Here is a 16,004-nt window from a genome sequence, read left to right as displayed (position 1 = left end):
GCAAGTGAATGTCACGCCAGTTGGCTGACGCTTCAGCAAGCGCCGAAACAACCATCGAAACCACCCTCCAAGCCGAGAAGGCTTCCCTCCTCAAGCAGCCCAAAGCGGTCTGGGCCACGGCCCTCGCGGCCGTTTTCGCCTTCATGGGCATCGGGCTTGTGGACCCGATTCTTCCCGCAATCGCCAAGAACCTGGAGGCTTCCACCAGCGAAGTGTCGTTGCTGTTCACCAGCTATTTCCTGGTGACGGCAATCGCCATGCTGATCAGCGGGTTCGTGTCCTCGAGGATCGGCGGGAAAAAGACGCTGCTCATCGGCTTGGCCATCATCGTGGTGTTTGCGTCGCTGTCCGGTCTCTCCGGCAGTGTTGAGCAGTTGGTGGGGTTCCGGGCAGGTTGGGGTCTCGGCAACGCCTTATTCGTCGCAACTGCCCTGGCAGTGATCGTCGGCGTGGCCAGCGGCGGTACCGGCACGGCCATCATCCTCTATGAGGCCGCCCTCGGTCTTGGCATCTCGCTCGGCCCCCTGCTCGGTGCCCTGTTGGGAGGCTGGCAATGGCGTGCGCCCTTCTTTGGCACTGCAGTCCTCATGGCCGCGGCCTTCATCGCATTGCTGGCATTGCTCCCCAAAACACCCGCTCCCGCTAAAAAGTCCCGCCTGAGGGATCCGCTCCTTGCGCTTGGCCACAAGGGTCTCCGCACCACCGCTGCCAGCGCACTCTTCTATAACTACGGCTTCTTCACCATCCTCGCCTTCACGCCCTTCATCCTGGGCATGGACGCCTACGGAATCGGGGGAGTGTTCTTCGGCTGGGGTGTTGCTGTTGCCGTCTTCTCGGTGTTCGTCGCCCCTGTACTGCAGAAGCGCTTCGGCGCCGTCAAGGTCCTCACCGGCACGCTGGCCGTCCTCATGCTCGACCTGATGGGGCTGGGACTGGCCGCGGGGCACTCAGTGACAGTCGTCGTCGTGCTTGTCATCGTGGCGGGTGCCCTGCTGGGCATCAACAACACGGTCTATACGGAACTGGCCATGGGTGTTTCTGATTCACCGCGTCCCGTCGCGTCCGCCGGTTACAACTTTGTGCGCTGGATGGGCGGAGCGCTGGCGCCGTTCGCGGCCGCCCAGCTCGGCGAGCACTTTGGCCCGCAGGTGCCGTTCTTCGCCGGCGCAGTGGCCATGGTGATCGCCATCCTGGTTGCTTTCGGCGGACGCAGTTTCCTCACATCGCACGAGCCACACTTGGTGTGAACCCAGCCAAATAACAAATGAGCCCCGCGGTAGTCCGCGGGGCTCATTGCGTAGTTACTTCGCTTCGTCCGAGGCGACCGGCAGCGGTGCCACCGGAGCACCCTTCGGAACGAACAGGGTTTCGGCCTGTTCCAGGGACATGCCGTTCGTCTCGGGAACCTTGAACATGACAAAGAAGAACGACGCCGCCGCGAATGCCGCGTACATGGCGTACGTCAGTGGCAGCGAGCCTGCCGCCATGATGGGGAAGCTGAGCGTGATGGCAAAGTTCGCGATCCACTGCGCAGCGGCGGCCAGACCAAGGGCCCGGGCGCGGATCCGGGACGGGAAAATCTCGCCCAGCAGCACCCAGACCAGCGGACCCCACGAGGCACCGAAGCTGATCACGAACACGTTCGCTGCGACGAGGGCCACGGGACCCCATGCGCCCGGGAGGCTGATCTCGGAACCTGTGCCAACTGCGGAGGAGAAAGCCAATGCCATGACGCCGAGCGAGGCGGCCATGCCGATGGAGCCGGTGAGCAGGATGGGGCGGCGGCCAATGCGGTCCACCAAGGCGATGGCCACAAGGGTGACCAGGATGTTGGTGACGGAGGTGGCGACGGAGATCGTCAGTGAGTCCTTTTCCTGGAACCCCACGGCCTTCCACAGCGTGGTGGAGTAGTAGAAGATCACGTTAATGCCAACGAACTGCTGCAACACGGACAGGATGATGCCGATCCAGACCACCGGGAGAAGGCCGAACCTGTTACCGCGCAGCGAGCCCTTCTTTGTGGAGAGCTTTTCCTGCTGGATAGACTCGCGGATCTCGCGGATGTGCCGTTCGATGTCGTCACCCGGGATGAGCTTGTTGAAGATAGTGCGGGCTTGGTCTTCTTTGCCGTTGAGCACCAGGAAATGCGGGGACTCCGGCAGGCGGAAAGCGATCCAGCCATACACGGCAGCCGGCACCGCGCAGGCGATGAACATCCAGCGCCAGGCCTCGATGCCAAACCACAACGTGCCATCGGCGCCACCGGCCGAATTGGCAAGGACCGCGTCGGACAGCAGGGCTGCGAAGATACCCGTGGTGATGGCGAGCTGCTGGAGCGAAGCCAAACGGCCGCGTACGTGCCTGGGGGAGATCTCGGAGATGTAGGCAGGCGCAATCACGGAGGCCAGCCCAATGCCCAAGCCGCCAACGAGGCGCCAGAAAATCAGGTCCCAGACCCCGAAGGCCAGCCCGGTTCCCACCGCACTCACCAGGAAGAGCAGTGCACCGATTTTCATGGCGGGGATGCGTCCGTAACGATCGGCAACTTTGCCGGCCAGGTACGCGCCTGCTGCGCAACCCAGCAACGCGACTGCGACAGCGAAGCCCGTCAGCGCCTCGCTCATGACGAATTCGTCCGCCATCGCATCCACGGCACCGTTGACCACGGAGGAATCGAAGCCGAAGAGGAAGCCGCCCACTGCGCCGGCGACGGCCAAGCCGATCACCTTCCGTGAAACTGGGGCCGCACCTTCGGTGCTGGAACTGGACATGGGTCTCCCTTGGGGAATGGTGTGTGGGATTGCGGTGCGGGACGTCGTCGGCTGTCCGACGGGGACGCCGGTGCACTCGCGCTACACAGTGTGGCACGTCATATCCGCCAAGTTCCAGTCAAGTGACCGACGTGACATGTATTCAGATAGTTAACGCATTGGCTTGCTGTGGTGCGGCTGGGAGTTGACTGAGTAGTCGCTCACCGGTTTCTGTGGCGCAGAACGCGCCCTTTGGCTCAACAAGTTGAACGCAAAGCACGACGGCGGACCTTGCCTTATGAGGGTAAGTTCAAGCCCCGCCGTCGGTAGCTTCGACGCTAGGAGAACTCCTTGAAGGCCTCAGTCAGAAGGGCTCCCGGAATGCCGAGACGCGTATGCACCCCGTTCGAGGCAATCAGCTCTCCACCGATGACCACATGCGTAACATCGCTCGCCGTCGCACTGAATGCCAGCTGCATGGGCCGGGACCCTGCGGTCCGGGTAGAGGAAGGGTTGATGACCATGAAATCGCAAACCCCGCCCACCTGCAGGGCCTGTGGAGCTATGGGCGTGGCCATGGAGTGCGCTGCTCCTTCCGTGGCCGCCTGCAGCAGTTCTTCCGGGGAGAACCTTCCCCGTTGCCCGGAGCCAAGCCTTTCCCCGTGTTCCAAGGTGCGCATTTCGAGCCAGGGATCAATCACCGCGTGCTGGTCAGTGCCAAGCGCAATGGTGGCTCCGGACTCGAAAAGTTCCCGGGCGGGCCCGATCCCGTCGGCGAGATCGGCCTCCGTAGTGGGACACATCACCACAGTGGCTGATGCTCTGCCCAGCAAAGAGATGTCGTCCTGGGTCAGGTGCGTGGAATGGACGGCCGAGAGTCTCTGAGACAGGAGGCCGTAACGTGCCAAAAGACCGGCAGGGGTTGTGCCGTACGCCTGCTCGCAGGCTTGGTTCTCGGCGGGTTGTTCGCTCAAGTGGATGTGAAGGGGAATGTCCCGGGGAAGCTTTTTGGCAACAATCTCCAGGGCCTCTTCCGGCACGGCTCTGACGGAATGCAAGGCAGCCCCGACTCCCACCGCCTCGGACGGAAACTCCTCTGCTATCGCGTCCCGAAGGGAAGCCAACCGGTCCAGCCAGGCCATGGCGTCCGCATCCCCGAACCGTGCTTGATCGGGGCTGAGGGGCGTACCAATTCCGCCCGTCAGATACAACGTGTCCAGAAGCGTGAGTCGGATACCTGCGGACATGGCTGCCCGGGCAAGGGCCAGTTCCATGGCATGCGGCTCCGCATAGGGCGCACCCTCGGGTTGGTGATGGACGTAGTGAAATTCGGCCACGCTGCTGAATCCGCTCACAACCATCTCGGCAAACACGGCCGTCGCCAGTTTCTGGTATTTCTCCGGAGTCAGCTCGGACGCGCTTTGGTACATTTGCTCTCGCCACACCCAGAAATCTCCGCGTCCATCATGGGTTCTTCCGCGAAGGATCCTATGGAAGGCGTGCGAATGGGCGTTGGCAGCCGCGGGGAACGCGACGCCCACCAGCATCTCATCGCCGTGTTCGGGCTGGACGCCTGTGTAAATAGTGGAGATTCGTCCATTGATGGTTTCCACACGCACTCCGGTGGCAACCTCCGGAACACTTCGCCCGTCGTCGCCCGGGGTGCCGTTGCTTGCGATGACCGCGGTCTCGCACCAGAAGGACTTCACAGTAGTCCCCCCAGAACATCAGCCAACGCGACGGCGCCCGCGGAGGCATCCTCGTCGGCTACGTATTCCTCCGGCGAATGCGAGATGCCGCTGGGGTTGCGGACAAAGACCATTGCGGAGGGAACGTAGCCGGCCAGTACACCGGCATCATGCCCGGCGCCCGTTGCCAGAACAGGCGCGCCCGGCAGTAGTTCGGTGATGCGTCGGCTCAGGCCGGCATCGAAGTGGACTGTGTCGCTGTAGGACTCTTCCGTGAGGGTCGCGGTGCAGCCTTCCCCGGCTGCGACATCCTGGGCTGCGCGGTATATCGCTTCGATGAGTTGTGCGGTCACGGCGTCATCCGGGTGGCGGGCGTCCAGCCAAAGATCAACGCGGGAAGCGATGACATTGGTTCCGCCCGGAACGGGAGTCAATCGGCCGACGGTCGCTCTCGCATCCTGCTGCTTGGCCGCCGTGTCGCGAATGGCGAGGACGATCTGCGCGGCAGCCACCATTGGATCTGCGCGGTCTCCCATCAACGTGGTGCCAGCATGGTTTCCTTGGCCGCTGACGCTGATTTTCCAACGGCCGTGCCCCAGTATTGAGCTCCCTACCGCGATGGCTGGACCATCCTGCCCCAGTCCCTTGCCTTGTTCGACGTGCAGTTCAACAAAGTCGCCGATCCGGGCCATGGCCTCCGGATCCGGGCCGATGTGACGGGGATCCAGGCCGTTGGCACTAGCGATGTCGGCAAAGGTGTCGCCGTTGATGTCCCGCAGATTGAGAGCCTTCTCGACGCTTATCGCACCCGTGAGGAGCCGCGACCCCAGGCAAGCGACGCCAAAGCGTGAACCTTCTTCCTCAGGAAAGACGGTGACTGCCAATGATCTGGGTGGCTGGACCCCTCGGGTCTTGAGAATATCGACGGCGGCCAGTGCGGAGGCGACTCCGAGGGGCCCATCGAAAGCCCCGCCGCCGGGTACTGAATCCAGGTGGCTCCCGGTGACAAGGGCGCCGTCGTGTGGCGTGCCCCACCACGCCCAGATGATTCCGTTCCTGTCCGTTTGGACCTCGAGGCCGCGTTGCTGGGCCTGCTCAATGAACCACTGCCTGAGGTCGCGTTCGGGTGTTGTATAGACGGCCCTGGAGTAGCCTCCACGCACCGCATCGCGGCCCACGTCCTGGATTGAGGCCAAGAGCTGATTGACGGTTTCCACGTTTTCCTCCGATTGAAGACTGCCACCAAGTAAAAACCAGATGCCACCACATGACAAGGGTTGGCAGGACTATTTACACGGCCGAAACATGCACGCCCGTTTGGGCGGCATCAGGCGTCACGCAACTGGGCTTTCCTCGCAATGTTCGAAAAAACTCTTGCCATTTGATGAAAATTGATTTTTACTAAGTGGCAAGACATGGTGATGTAGACCACTTGAAAGCAGGTCAGGCAGTGGCAGCGGATTCTTCCACCCGAACGGTCGAGAGGGCTCTGGCCCTCCTTAGTGCAGTCTGCACTGACGGTTCCATCAGCCTGAGTGACGCAGCGCGTGTGGTCGATCTCTCTGCCAGTACCGCGCTCCGCCTCCTTCGTACCCTCGAGGGCAGCGGATTCGTGACGCGGGACCCGGGGGGCAATTTCCGCCCGGGAGCCAGTGTCATTCAGTTGGGAGCCTTGGCATTGGGACAGGAATCCTTGGTATCGCTTTGCACACCGCACATGAAGCAGCTTGTGGCCGATACGGGCGAGTCCTGCTACTTGAGCATTCCCGGTCCTGGGGAAACCGGAATCTACATCGCCATCGTCGAAGGTACCCGCTCTGTCCGGCACACCAGTTGGGTCGGTCGGAGCATCCCACTGGAGGGCTCCGCGGCCGGCAAGGTGCTGACCGGCGGGCAGAACGGCCGCGGTTACGCCATTGTGCGGAGCGGCGTTGAAGACGACATCACGGCCGTCGCCGCACCCATTGTGATCGGCGGCCGAACCGTGGCAGCCCTCAGCATCGTGGTGCCCAGCTACCGCTTGGACGAGGCGAAGGCCCAGACATTTGGCGAGGAACTGGTGAAAGTTGCCAACAACATCCTCGTGGAACCCAACGGAAACCATGAAGTGCCCCAGGAAAGCATGGAAAAGAAATGATCAAATTTGAAAATGTCACCAAGGCGTACCCTGACGGTACGGTGGCAGTCGACGGCCTCAACCTGGAGGCTCCCACGGGAAAGCTGACCATCCTTGTTGGCCCCTCCGGCTGCGGCAAGACCACCTCCCTGAGGATGATCAACCGCCTCATCGAACCCACCAGCGGCACCATCTACCTGGACGATCAGCCCACTTCCGGCATGGACGCAGCGTTGCTCCGCCGCCGGATCGGCTACGTGATCCAGCACGCCGGACTCTTCCCGCACAAAACCATCGTGGACAACGTCTCCACCATGCCTGTCCTGCTCGGTGAGAGCCGTCAAAAGGCCCGGACCAAAGCCCTCGAACTGATGGAACGCGTGGGACTCCCGGCGAGCTTCGCCAAGCGATACCCGTGGCAGCTTTCCGGTGGCCAGCAGCAGCGCGTCGGCGTGGCCCGGGCCCTGGCCTCGGACCCCGCGTTCATGCTGATGGACGAGCCGTTCAGTGCCGTAGACCCCGTGGTAAGGGCGCAGCTGCAGGAGGAGTTTCTCCGCCTGCAGCGTGAGATCGGCAAGACCATCATCATGGTCACCCATGACATCGACGAAGCCCTCAAGCTCGGCGACCAGGTGGCCGTGATGCGCGTGGGCGGCAAACTCGCCCAGATGGCTTCTCCCTCCGAACTGCTCACGGCTCCGGCGGACGAGTTTGTGGCCGATTTTGTAGGCCGTGACCGCGGGTACCGCTCGCTCGGATTTACGAAAACAGCCGGTGCGGTTGCTATCGGAGAAGAGGCTGTGGTTCAGCTTGGCGCTTCCGTGGATGAGGCTCGCGCAAAGGCGCTGGGTGCCTGGGTGCTGGTAGTCGACGGCGGCAGGAAGCCTCTCGGATGGGCTCAGCCGGAGCTTCTCAACGGAGAGGTGAAGCGCGAAAACCTGAATCTGAGTGGAATCCCGGCCGCGGCTTCGGGGACCATGCGCCAACTGCTCGATGCTGCCCTCTCCTCGCCCAGCCGCCGGGGTGTCGTGGTCAACGAACACGGCGAACTGATGGGCACGGTGACCGCAACGGACGTAGTCAAGGCCATCGAAGCCGAGCCACACTTGGAGACGGCGCGATGAACTTCGAATGGCTGGGCCGCCAGTTTGACAATATTGTCTTCCTGCTCGGCTGGCACGTCCTGTTGGCCGTCACCCCGCTGATCCTGGGCCTGCTGATCGCATTGCCCCTGGGCTGGTGGGCACACCGGAGCCGGCGTATCTACCCACTGCTGGTGGGCGTAGCGGGCTTGCTCTACACAGTCCCGTCCCTGGCGCTGTTCGTGCTGCTCCCGCTGGTCCTGGGTACCAAGATCCTGGACCCGCTCAACATCGTTGCCGCCCTCACCATCTACACAGTGGCCCTCCTGGTCCGTGTGGTGGCGGATGCGCTCGACTCCGTCCCCGAGGACACCGTCCAGGCCGCAAAAGCCATGGGTTACCGCGGCTACCAAAGCCTACTGAAGGTTGAACTTCCCGTCGGTGTTCCGGTCATTTGCGCCGGCCTGCGCGTGGCTGCCGTCTCCAATGTGAGTCTCGTGTCCGTGGCTGCGCTGTTGGGCATCCCGCAGCTTGGCTCGCTCTTCACGCAGGGCTTCCAGCTTCGTTTCTACACACCGATCATCGCAGGCATCGTGCTTTGCGTGGTCCTGGCCATGATCCTGGACGGTCTGATCATCCTCATCAACCGGTGGCTGACACCGTGGACCCCCAAGGTGGTGGCATCGTGAACTACTTGTTCGACCCCGCACACTGGAGCGGCGCTGACGGCATCCCCACGCTGATCGCCGAACATCTCCTGTACTCACTCATCGCTTTGGCCATTGCGGCCGTGATTGCCATTCCCCTTGGCATTTACATTGGCGTTTCGGGCAAGGGCGTGTTCATGATCGCGGGCCTGGCCAACGCCCTGCGGGCACTTCCCAGTGTTGGCTTGCTGATCCTGTTGGTTCTGCTGATCTCACCTGCGTTCCCTTCCCGGATGGGCTACATCGTGCCCAGCCTCATCGTGCTGGTGCTGCTGGCAGTTCCGCCCATCCTGACCAACACCTATGCCGGCGTTCGCGCGGTGGATGCTGCCGCCGTCGACGCCGCCAAGGGAATGGGCTTCCGCACCATGAAGATCCTTACGGACGTCCAGCTTCCTTGTTCACTTCCGCTGGTTTTGTCCGGTGTCCGCAGCGCGCTGCTGCAAATCATCTCGACGGCCACCATCGCCGCTTACATTTCGCTCGGCGGTCTGGGCCGTCTCCTGATCGATGGCAAGGCTCAGAACGACTACGGCCAAATGGTTGCGGGTGCCGTTCTCGTTGCCCTGCTGGCCCTGTTCTTCGACCAGCTTCTCGCCTTCATCACGCGCCGCGTTGTCTCACCAGGACTGACTCGCCGCACCATCAAGTCGGCTCCCGCGGCCGAACCCGTGAAGACCCCCGTCACGGTCTAAGCATCATCCAGCGCCGGCATTCGGCGCAGAATTCACCTCCCACCCACCCCCCATCTGGCCGCTGCATGCCCTGCAGCGCCCATTCCAGGAGAGTTGACATGAAGAAGTACCTCACCGGTTTCACCCTGGCGGCCGTTGCTGCCATCACCCTGAGCGCCTGCGGCGGCGGGGACCCCATGAGCACCTCCAACACTGCGGCAGGTGCCTCGGGCGACAGCATCATCGTTGGTTCCGCGGACTTCCCGGAGAGCCAACTGATCGCCAAGATCTACGCCGAGGCGCTCAAAGCCAAGGGCGTCGAGGTTACCGAAAAGCCAAGCATCGGCAGCCGCGAGGTCACCATCCCCGCCCTCAAGGACGGTTCCATTGACCTCATGCCCGAGTACGGCGGAGCGCTCCTGCAATACCTCGACTCCGCCACCAAGGCAGTTTCTTCCGAGGACGTTGCTAAGGAACTGACCACCAAGATCCCGGCCGGCCTGACGGTCCTGACCGCTTCCGAAGCAGAGGATAAGGATGTCCTGACCGTCAAGAAGGACATCGCCGATCAGTACAACCTGAAGACCATCGAGGACCTCCAGCCTGTTGCCAAGGACTTGGTCCTCGGCGGCCCGCCGGAGTGGAAGACCCGCCTCAACGGCGTGGCCGGCCTGAAGTCCGTCTACAACCTTGAGTTCAAGGAATTTTCAGCGCTCGACGCCGGTGGGCCGCTCACGCTGAACGCCCTCCTTTCCGGTCAGGTACAGGTAGCCGACCTCTTCAGCACTGATCCCGCGTTGGCTGAGAACAACCTCGTGGCGCTTGAGGACAACAAGAACCTCTTCCTTTCCGAGAACATCGTGCCGGTCATCAACGAGAAGAAGTCCACGGACACCGTGAAGGAAACGCTGGACAAGGTCTCTGCTGCGCTCACTACTGATGACCTGATCAAGATGAACGGTCGTGTGGCCAAGTTCGAGGACATCGGCGAAATCGCCAAGGAATGGCTCAAGACCAAGAACCTGGGCTAATCCCGCTGTCACGCGGATTCCCGGCTTATGAGGAGTAAAGAATGACTGCCGATTTCACTTCTGGTGCCCGTCCGGTTAAGGCCGCGCGGGGCACTGAGCTTACTGCCAAGTCGTGGCAGACCGAGGCGCCGTTGCGCATGTTGATGAATAACTTGGATCCGGAGGTTGCTGAGCGTCCGGATGATCTGGTGGTTTACGGCGGTACGGGCCGCGCAGCGCGTTCCTGGGCTGCGTTTGATGCGATTACCCGGACGTTGGAGACCATGGAGAAGGACGAAACCCTCCTGGTGCAGTCGGGTAAGCCGGTGGGTGTGTTCCGCACGAATGAGTGGGCTCCGCGGGTGTTGCTGGCGAACTCGAACCTGGTGGGGGATTGGGCGACGTGGCCTGAGTTCCGCCGGCTCGAGGCCGAGGGTTTGATGATGTACGGGCAGATGACGGCGGGGTCCTGGATCTATATCGGTACCCAGGGCATTCTGCAGGGCACGTATGAGACCTTTGCTGCGGTGGGGAACAAGCTGGCCGCGGAGGGACGCCACCCGGCACCGGCGCCGGCTGGTTCCACGGAGGGGCCTTTGGCCGGGACCTTGACGTTGACCGGTGGTTGTGGTGGCATGGGCGGCGCGCAGCCGTTGGCCGTGACGTTGAACGACGGCGCGTGCTTGATTGTTGATGTGGACGAGTCCCGCCTGCGTCGGCGTGTGGGGAAGCGGTACTTGGACGAGGTCGAAACCGATCTGGATGCCGCGATCGCCAAGGTCCAGGCCGCGAAGGATGAGCGTCGTGGCTGGTCTGTCGGGTACGTGGGCAACGCCGCTGAGGTGTTCCCGGAGTTGCTGGCCCGGCACCAGGCCGGGGAGGTCACCTTTGATGTGGTCACGGACCAGACCTCCGCGCACGATCCGTTGTCGTATTTGCCGGAGGGCATCACGGTGGCCGAGTGGCACACCGAGGCCGAAGCTGATCCGGAAGGGTTCACGAAGAAGGCCCAGGCGTCCATGGCCCGGCAGGTCCAGGCGATGGTGGAGTTCCAGGACGCCGGGGCCGAGGTTTTTGATTACGGTAACTCGATCCGGGATGAGGCCCGCAAGGGCGGGTATGACCGGGCGTTTGAGTTCCCCGGTTTCGTGCCGGCCTATATCCGTCCGTTGTTCTGCGAGGGCCTGGGTCCGTTCCGTTGGGTCGCGCTTTCCGGGGACCCGGAAGACATTGCTGTGACGGACAAGGCAATCAAGGAGTTATTCCCGGAGAACACGCACCTGCACAAGTGGTTGGATGCTGCGGCCGAGCGGGTGGAGTTCGAAGGCCTGCCGGCACGTATTTGCTGGCTCGGGTACGGCGAACGCCATAAGGCCGGGCTGCTGTTCAACCAGCTCGTCGCCGAGGGCAAGGTCAAGGCTCCGATCGTGATCGGCCGTGACCACCTGGATTCGGGTTCGGTGGCATCCCCGTACCGGGAGACCGAGTCGATGAAGGACGGCTCGGACGCGGTTGCTGACTGGCCGCTGCTGAACGCGCTGACCGCTGCATCTTCGGGTGCTACCTGGGTGTCCATCCACCACGGTGGTGGTGTTGGTATTGGCCGGTCCATCCACACTGGCCAGGTTTCCGTCGCTGACGGCACCGACCTCGCCGCGGAAAAGCTCGAACGGCTCCTGACCAATGACCCCGGCATGGGCGTCATCCGCCACGCCGACGCCGGCTACGACCGCGCCCTCGAAGTCGCCAACGAACGAGGCGTCCGCATCCCCATGAACGAGGGCTCCCTGAAAGCAAGCCAATGAGCGTGTCCACCAGCACCGCACGGGTGCACGCCTCAACAGACCCCGATTCGTCGGCAGTCAAGATGGAGCGGCCGGACTCGGTCCCGCAGGAACGGATTCCGGTCCGGCCCCCCAAGGTTTGGAATCCCGTCCGTATTGCGCCTGAAACCGACTAGCTGGCAGGTGTGGTGGTTGTCGAACAGCCACCACACCTGCCAGCCATTGGCGAGTACAACGTCGGCCCCGGATGAAAGGATCGCTCAATGATTGAGATCGACGGCCGGAACCTGGCCTTGGCAGATATTGCAGCCGTTGCCGACGGCGCTTCAGTTCACCTCTCACCTGGTGCGTTGATTCGTATGGCCGCCTCGCAGGAGTCAGCCGTTGCGACAGCCTCAAAGCGGCCCGTCTACGGCCGTTCAACCGGAGTTGGCGCGAATCGGACCGTGGCTTTGGCCGAGGCCGGCGGGAGTGACACCCACGGGCTCAAACTGTTGCGGAGCCATGCCGTCGATGCTGGCAGGCCGCTGGATCGCCGGACAGTCCGCGCAATGATGGTGGTCAGGCTGTCACAGTTGGCAGCCGGTGGATCGGGGATCGACCCCGGCATCGCAGCGGCCCTCTCTGACCTGATCAACGCGAATGTCGTCCCTGAAATCCGGGAGTTCGGCGGCATCGGCACGGCGGATCTGCAGGCCCTGGCCGGTACTGCGCTCACGATGCTCGGGGAGCGCGAGCCCTTGGGCGGGGGAGGGGCGCGACGCAGCGTGGACGGTTGGGCCACCGCGGACGCCCTGCCCTTCATCAGTTCCAGCGCGCTGACCATTGCGCAAGCTGTTCTTGCTCATCAGGAATTGTCGGGTCTCTTGAAAAACGCAGAGTCGGTGGCCGCGTTGTCCTTCGTGGCGATGTCCGGCAATGCGGAGGCGCTCAGCCCGGCGGTGGCTGCGGCGGCGGATACTCCTGCCGTGGCAGAAGCTGCGAACACCTTCCATGGCTTGGTTCAGGGAAGCGGTGAGCCCTCGCGGATTCAGGACCCCTACTGCTTGCGGACCCTGCCACAGATCTTCGGATCCCAGGCAGAGGAGCTGCAGGCTCTGGGCGCTTTGTTGAGCCGTCTGGTGACAGCCGGCAACGAGAATCCCCTGGTCCATGGGTCGGCGTCCGATGGCTCGCACGACGTTGCGCACCACGGGCTTTTCCAGATGACCAACCTGGCCCGCCGCGTGGATACCTTGCAGCTGGCTATAGGTGCAGCCTGCGCGACGCATCTTCGAAGGATTGATCTCCTCTGCGACCCCACCTACACCGGCTTGCATCCCTTCCTGGCTGAAGATGGGACAGGACAGTCCGGCGTCATGATGCTGGAGTACGTGGCTGCTGCCGCGGTGGGGCGGATCCGCGCCAATGGTCAACCGGCAAGCTTGCAGACAGTCGTGTTGTCGTTGGGCGCGGAGGAAGACGCAAGCTTCGCCAGCCTGGCCACGGCCCAGTTGCAGTCCACCGTCGAAGCCTTGGCGACTGTCACCGCCGTCGAACTTGTTTGTGCCTCGCGCGCCCTGCGATTGCAGGGCCGGCGGCCCGAAGAGTTGGGCAGCACCAGGTTGCGCGCCATGCTGGAGGCCGGCCTGACGTTGCCGTACGACGTCACTGACCGCGACCTGCGTGGCGACCTCGAGCAAGCACAGCAGCTGGTTCGGGCTTCGCACTAAAGCCCGTGCAACAGCACAAGAACGGCAGGCGGTCCGAAGGCCGCCTGCCGTTCCTGGGTGTTGCGTGAACTAAAGCCCGACGCGTGAATCTAGTGCGCCGGGACCGATTCCTTGGCTGCTGCCTGGGGATCCGTGAGCTTCTTGTTGGGCAACGCGAAGCTGATCAGGAATGCAATGAGCATCAGCCCCGCAGCCGTGAGCATGACGATGTCGATTGCCTGGGCGAAGCCCTCTGTGATCGGCCTGGTGAGCGTGCTGTTGGCCGTGTGAAGCCAGCTGGTGTCGTTCAGGGACTCGTTGTTGGCGCCGTTCTTGAAGAAGTCGAAGAGCTTGGCGTTTGCGGGATCGGAAGCCACAGCCGGGTCCTTCATGACTGCTTGGTAATCCGGGCTGGAGGCGGCAGTTTTCATGCCCTCGGCGATCTTGTCGGCCGCCGTGCTGAACAGCATGGAGATGAACACTGCCGTGCCCACCGCTCCGCCCATGGAACGGAAGAACGCAGCAGTAGAGGTGCCGACGCCCATGTCCTTGGGCGGGACGGAAACCTGCATGGCGAGCGTGAGCGGCTGCATGCAGAAGCCCAGTCCGACGCCGAAGAACACTGCTATCAGGCCGGGAACCCACAGTCCGGTATCGACGCCGAGGACGAAGCCCATGACGGTGGCTGCAGCAGCCAGCACAGCCGTACCCATGATCGGGAAGATCCGGTACACGCCTGATGAGGAGATGGTTCGGCCGGCAGAGATCGAGCCGAAGAGGATGCCCACAGTGAAGGTGATCATCATCAGGCCAGCCTCCGTAGGAGTCAGCCCCTTCACGAGTTGCAGGTACATGGGCAGCATTGCAATGGCTCCGAACATGCCGATGCCGATGATGAAGTTCAACAGCGATGACAAACCGAACGTCATGTTCTTGAACAAGCGCAACGGAATCAGCGCGTAGTCTCCAGCACGTTTCTCAGCGAGCAGGAATGCCACAATACCGATCACGCCAAGTCCGTAGCAGAGCCAGGATGCGCCCGAGGCCCAGCCCCAGGTGCGGCCCTGTTCTGCAACCAGCAGCAGAGGAACAATCGCCAGGGTGATCGCGGCAGCGCCCCAGTAGTCGATCTTTTGCTTCACGTGCCGCGCCGGAAGGTGCAGGTACATGAAGACCACCACAAGGGCGGCGAGCCCTATGGGGAGGTTGATGAAGAAGACCCAGCGCCAGCCGTCAAAGCCCAGGATGTTGGCCGAGCCTGCGAAGGCACCGCCAATCACCGGACCGAGGACGGAAGAAATACCGAAGACGGACATGAAGTAGCCCTGGTATTTTGCCCTGTCCTTCAGCGCCACGATGTCGCCGATGATGGTCAGCGCCAACGCCAGCAGGCCACCGGCGCCGAGGCCCTGGATGCCGCGGGCAATGGCCAGCTCCGTCATGGAGTGGACTGATCCCGCGTAGAGGGAACCCATCAAAAAGATCACGATCGCCACGAGGTACAGCGGGCGGCGCCCGAAGATGTCACTGAGCTTGCCGTAGAGCGGAGTGCTCACAGTTGAGGTGATGAGATACGCCGTGGTGGCCCACGCTTGCAGCGACAGGCCATCGAGATCGTTGGCGATTGTGTAGATGGACGTGGACACGATGGTCTGGTCCAGCGAGGACAGGAACATGCCGAGCATGAGTCCCACCATGACGGTGAGGGTCTGACGATGGGTCAGGACCTCGCCGGCGGCCCGAACGGGCGCGGTTTTGGACATATCTTCTCCAGAGGTGGCAGAAAAGGGGAATAAGCAGGATAGTTGCTTTCAGTAACTATCTTACTGCCCGGTTGATTCCCGTTGGGAGAATGTTTCTTCCGCTCTTCTTCTAAGACGACGCCCCCGGAAGGACTAGCGCTCTATCAAGATGCCGTCAGCGTCGCAGAAAATCATCACGCCGGGCTGGATCCGGACGCGATCGATCACCAGCTGAACATCTACTTCGCCCACGCCTGTCTTGGCGCTCTTCTTCGGGTTGCTGCCGAGTGCCTTGACGCCCAGGGGCAAGCGGGCGATGGCTTCGCGGTCGCGAATGGCACCGTTGATGACTACGCCAGCCCAGCCGTTGGCTACGGCACTTTCCGCGATCATGTCTCCCATGAGTGCGGTCCTCAGTGACCCCTGCCCATCGATGACCAGAACGGCTCCGTCCCCAGGGGTGCTGAGGACAGTCTTTACCAGCGCGTTGTCCTCGAAGCACCGGATAGTGCGGACTGGCCCGCTGAAGTGTGTATGCCCACCCAGGTTTTGAAACTGGATGGCAATGGATTCCAGTTCCTCGCCGCGGTCGTCGTAAAGATCGGCGGTATTTACTCGCTCACTCACAGTGCTGCTCCTCTATCGCTTTGAGGCCACACTAACGCGCGCGTCGGCGCTGTGGCAGGACATGCTTCGGCCTATGTGGATAAAAAGCCCGACGGCGGTTCAGTGTCGCTCCGCCGCGCTAGGCTGAATCCAA

The 16,004-nt window shown here is 62.5% G+C and carries 14 protein-coding genes; 9 read left to right on the top strand and 5 right to left on the bottom strand.

What is annotated here, in order from left to right:
- The first annotated feature begins 8 nt into the window (after nt 1-8).
- Nucleotides 9-1,247, top strand: coding sequence for an MFS transporter (locus ARUE_RS19955; protein ID WP_011776448.1), 1,239 nt, complete (start codon nt 9-11; stop codon nt 1,245-1,247).
- A 54-nt stretch (nt 1,248-1,301) separates the two neighbouring features.
- Here ARUE_RS19955 and ARUE_RS19950 read toward each other — a convergent pair whose 3' ends face one another.
- From ARUE_RS19950 to ARUE_RS19940, 3 genes are all read right to left on the bottom strand, one after another.
- Nucleotides 1,302-2,771, bottom strand: coding sequence for a sugar porter family MFS transporter (locus ARUE_RS19950; protein ID WP_014923074.1), 1,470 nt, complete (start codon nt 2,769-2,771; stop codon nt 1,302-1,304).
- 317 nt (nt 2,772-3,088) lie between these two features.
- Nucleotides 3,089-4,459, bottom strand: a complete 1,371-nt coding sequence (locus tag ARUE_RS19945) for a formimidoylglutamate deiminase (RefSeq protein ID WP_014923073.1) — start codon at nt 4,457-4,459, stop codon at nt 3,089-3,091.
- Nucleotides 4,456-5,655 carry an allantoate amidohydrolase gene (locus ARUE_RS19940; RefSeq protein WP_014923072.1) on the bottom strand — a complete coding sequence of 400 codons (1,200 nt, stop codon included), beginning with the start codon at nt 5,653-5,655 and terminating at the stop codon, nt 4,456-4,458. The genes ARUE_RS19945 and ARUE_RS19940 overlap by 4 nt, the downstream gene beginning before the upstream one ends.
- Before the next feature lie 188 nt (nt 5,656-5,843).
- Between ARUE_RS19940 and ARUE_RS25110 the strand changes: the two genes are divergently transcribed.
- The 8 genes from ARUE_RS25110 (at nt 5,844) to ARUE_RS19905 (ending at nt 13,523) form a co-directional block, all read left to right on the top strand.
- Nucleotides 5,844-6,575: an IclR family transcriptional regulator gene (locus tag ARUE_RS25110; RefSeq protein ID WP_014923071.1), complete on the top strand. Its 732-nt coding sequence runs from the start codon at nt 5,844-5,846 to the stop codon at nt 6,573-6,575.
- Nucleotides 6,572-7,678 (top strand): ABC transporter ATP-binding protein, encoded by a 1,107-nt coding sequence (locus tag ARUE_RS19930; RefSeq protein ID WP_014923070.1) that lies wholly within the window; start codon nt 6,572-6,574, stop codon nt 7,676-7,678. Before ARUE_RS25110 ends, ARUE_RS19930 begins: the two co-directional genes overlap by 4 nt.
- The gene (locus ARUE_RS19925) at nt 7,675-8,325 is read left to right on the top strand and encodes an ABC transporter permease (protein ID WP_014923069.1); all 651 of its coding nucleotides are present in this window, start codon (nt 7,675-7,677) and stop codon (nt 8,323-8,325) included. The genes ARUE_RS19930 and ARUE_RS19925 overlap by 4 nt, the downstream gene beginning before the upstream one ends.
- Nucleotides 8,286-9,038 (top strand): ABC transporter permease, encoded by a 753-nt coding sequence (locus ARUE_RS19920; RefSeq protein WP_202949978.1) that lies wholly within the window; start codon nt 8,286-8,288, stop codon nt 9,036-9,038. Before ARUE_RS19925 ends, ARUE_RS19920 begins: the two co-directional genes overlap by 40 nt.
- Before the next feature lie 98 nt (nt 9,039-9,136).
- Nucleotides 9,137-10,048, top strand: a complete 912-nt coding sequence (locus tag ARUE_RS19915) for an ABC transporter substrate-binding protein (RefSeq protein WP_014923067.1) — start codon at nt 9,137-9,139, stop codon at nt 10,046-10,048.
- A 41-nt stretch (nt 10,049-10,089) separates the two neighbouring features.
- Entirely contained in the window at nt 10,090-11,832 is a 1,743-nt protein-coding gene (gene hutU, locus ARUE_RS19910; RefSeq protein ID WP_014923066.1) for a urocanate hydratase, read from the top strand.
- Nucleotides 11,833-11,834: 2 nt separating this feature from the next.
- Nucleotides 11,835-11,987, top strand: coding sequence for a hypothetical protein (locus ARUE_RS24240; RefSeq protein WP_162486196.1), 153 nt, complete (start codon nt 11,835-11,837; stop codon nt 11,985-11,987).
- An 87-nt stretch (nt 11,988-12,074) separates the two neighbouring features.
- Entirely contained in the window at nt 12,075-13,523 is a 1,449-nt protein-coding gene (locus ARUE_RS19905) for an aromatic amino acid lyase (RefSeq protein ID WP_014923065.1), read from the top strand.
- An 89-nt stretch (nt 13,524-13,612) separates the two neighbouring features.
- On the opposite strand, the gene ARUE_RS19900 is transcribed toward ARUE_RS19905, so the two are convergent.
- Both ARUE_RS19900 and rraA read right to left on the bottom strand, forming a co-directional pair.
- Nucleotides 13,613-15,265 (bottom strand): MDR family MFS transporter, encoded by a 1,653-nt coding sequence (locus ARUE_RS19900; protein WP_014923064.1) that lies wholly within the window; start codon nt 15,263-15,265, stop codon nt 13,613-13,615.
- Between the two features lie 132 nt (nt 15,266-15,397).
- Nucleotides 15,398-15,871 (bottom strand): ribonuclease E activity regulator RraA, encoded by a 474-nt coding sequence (gene rraA, locus ARUE_RS19895; protein WP_014923063.1) that lies wholly within the window; start codon nt 15,869-15,871, stop codon nt 15,398-15,400.
- Nucleotides 15,872-16,004 lie beyond the last annotated feature (133 nt).

Source organism: Arthrobacter sp. Rue61a (genome assembly GCF_000294695.2).
In the GTDB taxonomy this organism is placed as follows: domain Bacteria; phylum Actinomycetota; class Actinomycetes; order Actinomycetales; family Micrococcaceae; genus Arthrobacter; species Arthrobacter aurescens_A.
The sequence above is the reverse complement of the archived record's forward strand: the minus strand, read 5'-3'. Positions and strand labels throughout refer to the sequence as shown.

Bases quoted from the DNA above. Each gene is read 5' to 3' on its own strand.
- ARUE_RS19900 (WP_014923064.1), bottom strand. From the start codon at position 15,265: ATGTCCAAAACCGCGCCCGTTCGGGCCGCCGGCGAGGTCCTGACCCAT.
- ARUE_RS19905 (WP_014923065.1), top strand. From the start codon at position 12,075: ATGATTGAGATCGACGGCCGGAACCTGGCCTTGGCAGATATTGCAGCC.
- ARUE_RS19955 (WP_011776448.1), top strand. From the start codon at position 9: ATGTCACGCCAGTTGGCTGACGCTTCAGCAAGCGCCGAAACAACCATC.
- hutU (WP_014923066.1), top strand. From the start codon at position 10,090: ATGACTGCCGATTTCACTTCTGGTGCCCGTCCGGTTAAGGCCGCGCGG.
- ARUE_RS19930 (WP_014923070.1), top strand. From the start codon at position 6,572: ATGATCAAATTTGAAAATGTCACCAAGGCGTACCCTGACGGTACGGTG.
- ARUE_RS19925 (WP_014923069.1), top strand. From the start codon at position 7,675: ATGAACTTCGAATGGCTGGGCCGCCAGTTTGACAATATTGTCTTCCTG.
- ARUE_RS19950 (WP_014923074.1), bottom strand. From the start codon at position 2,771: ATGTCCAGTTCCAGCACCGAAGGTGCGGCCCCAGTTTCACGGAAGGTG.
- ARUE_RS19915 (WP_014923067.1), top strand. From the start codon at position 9,137: ATGAAGAAGTACCTCACCGGTTTCACCCTGGCGGCCGTTGCTGCCATC.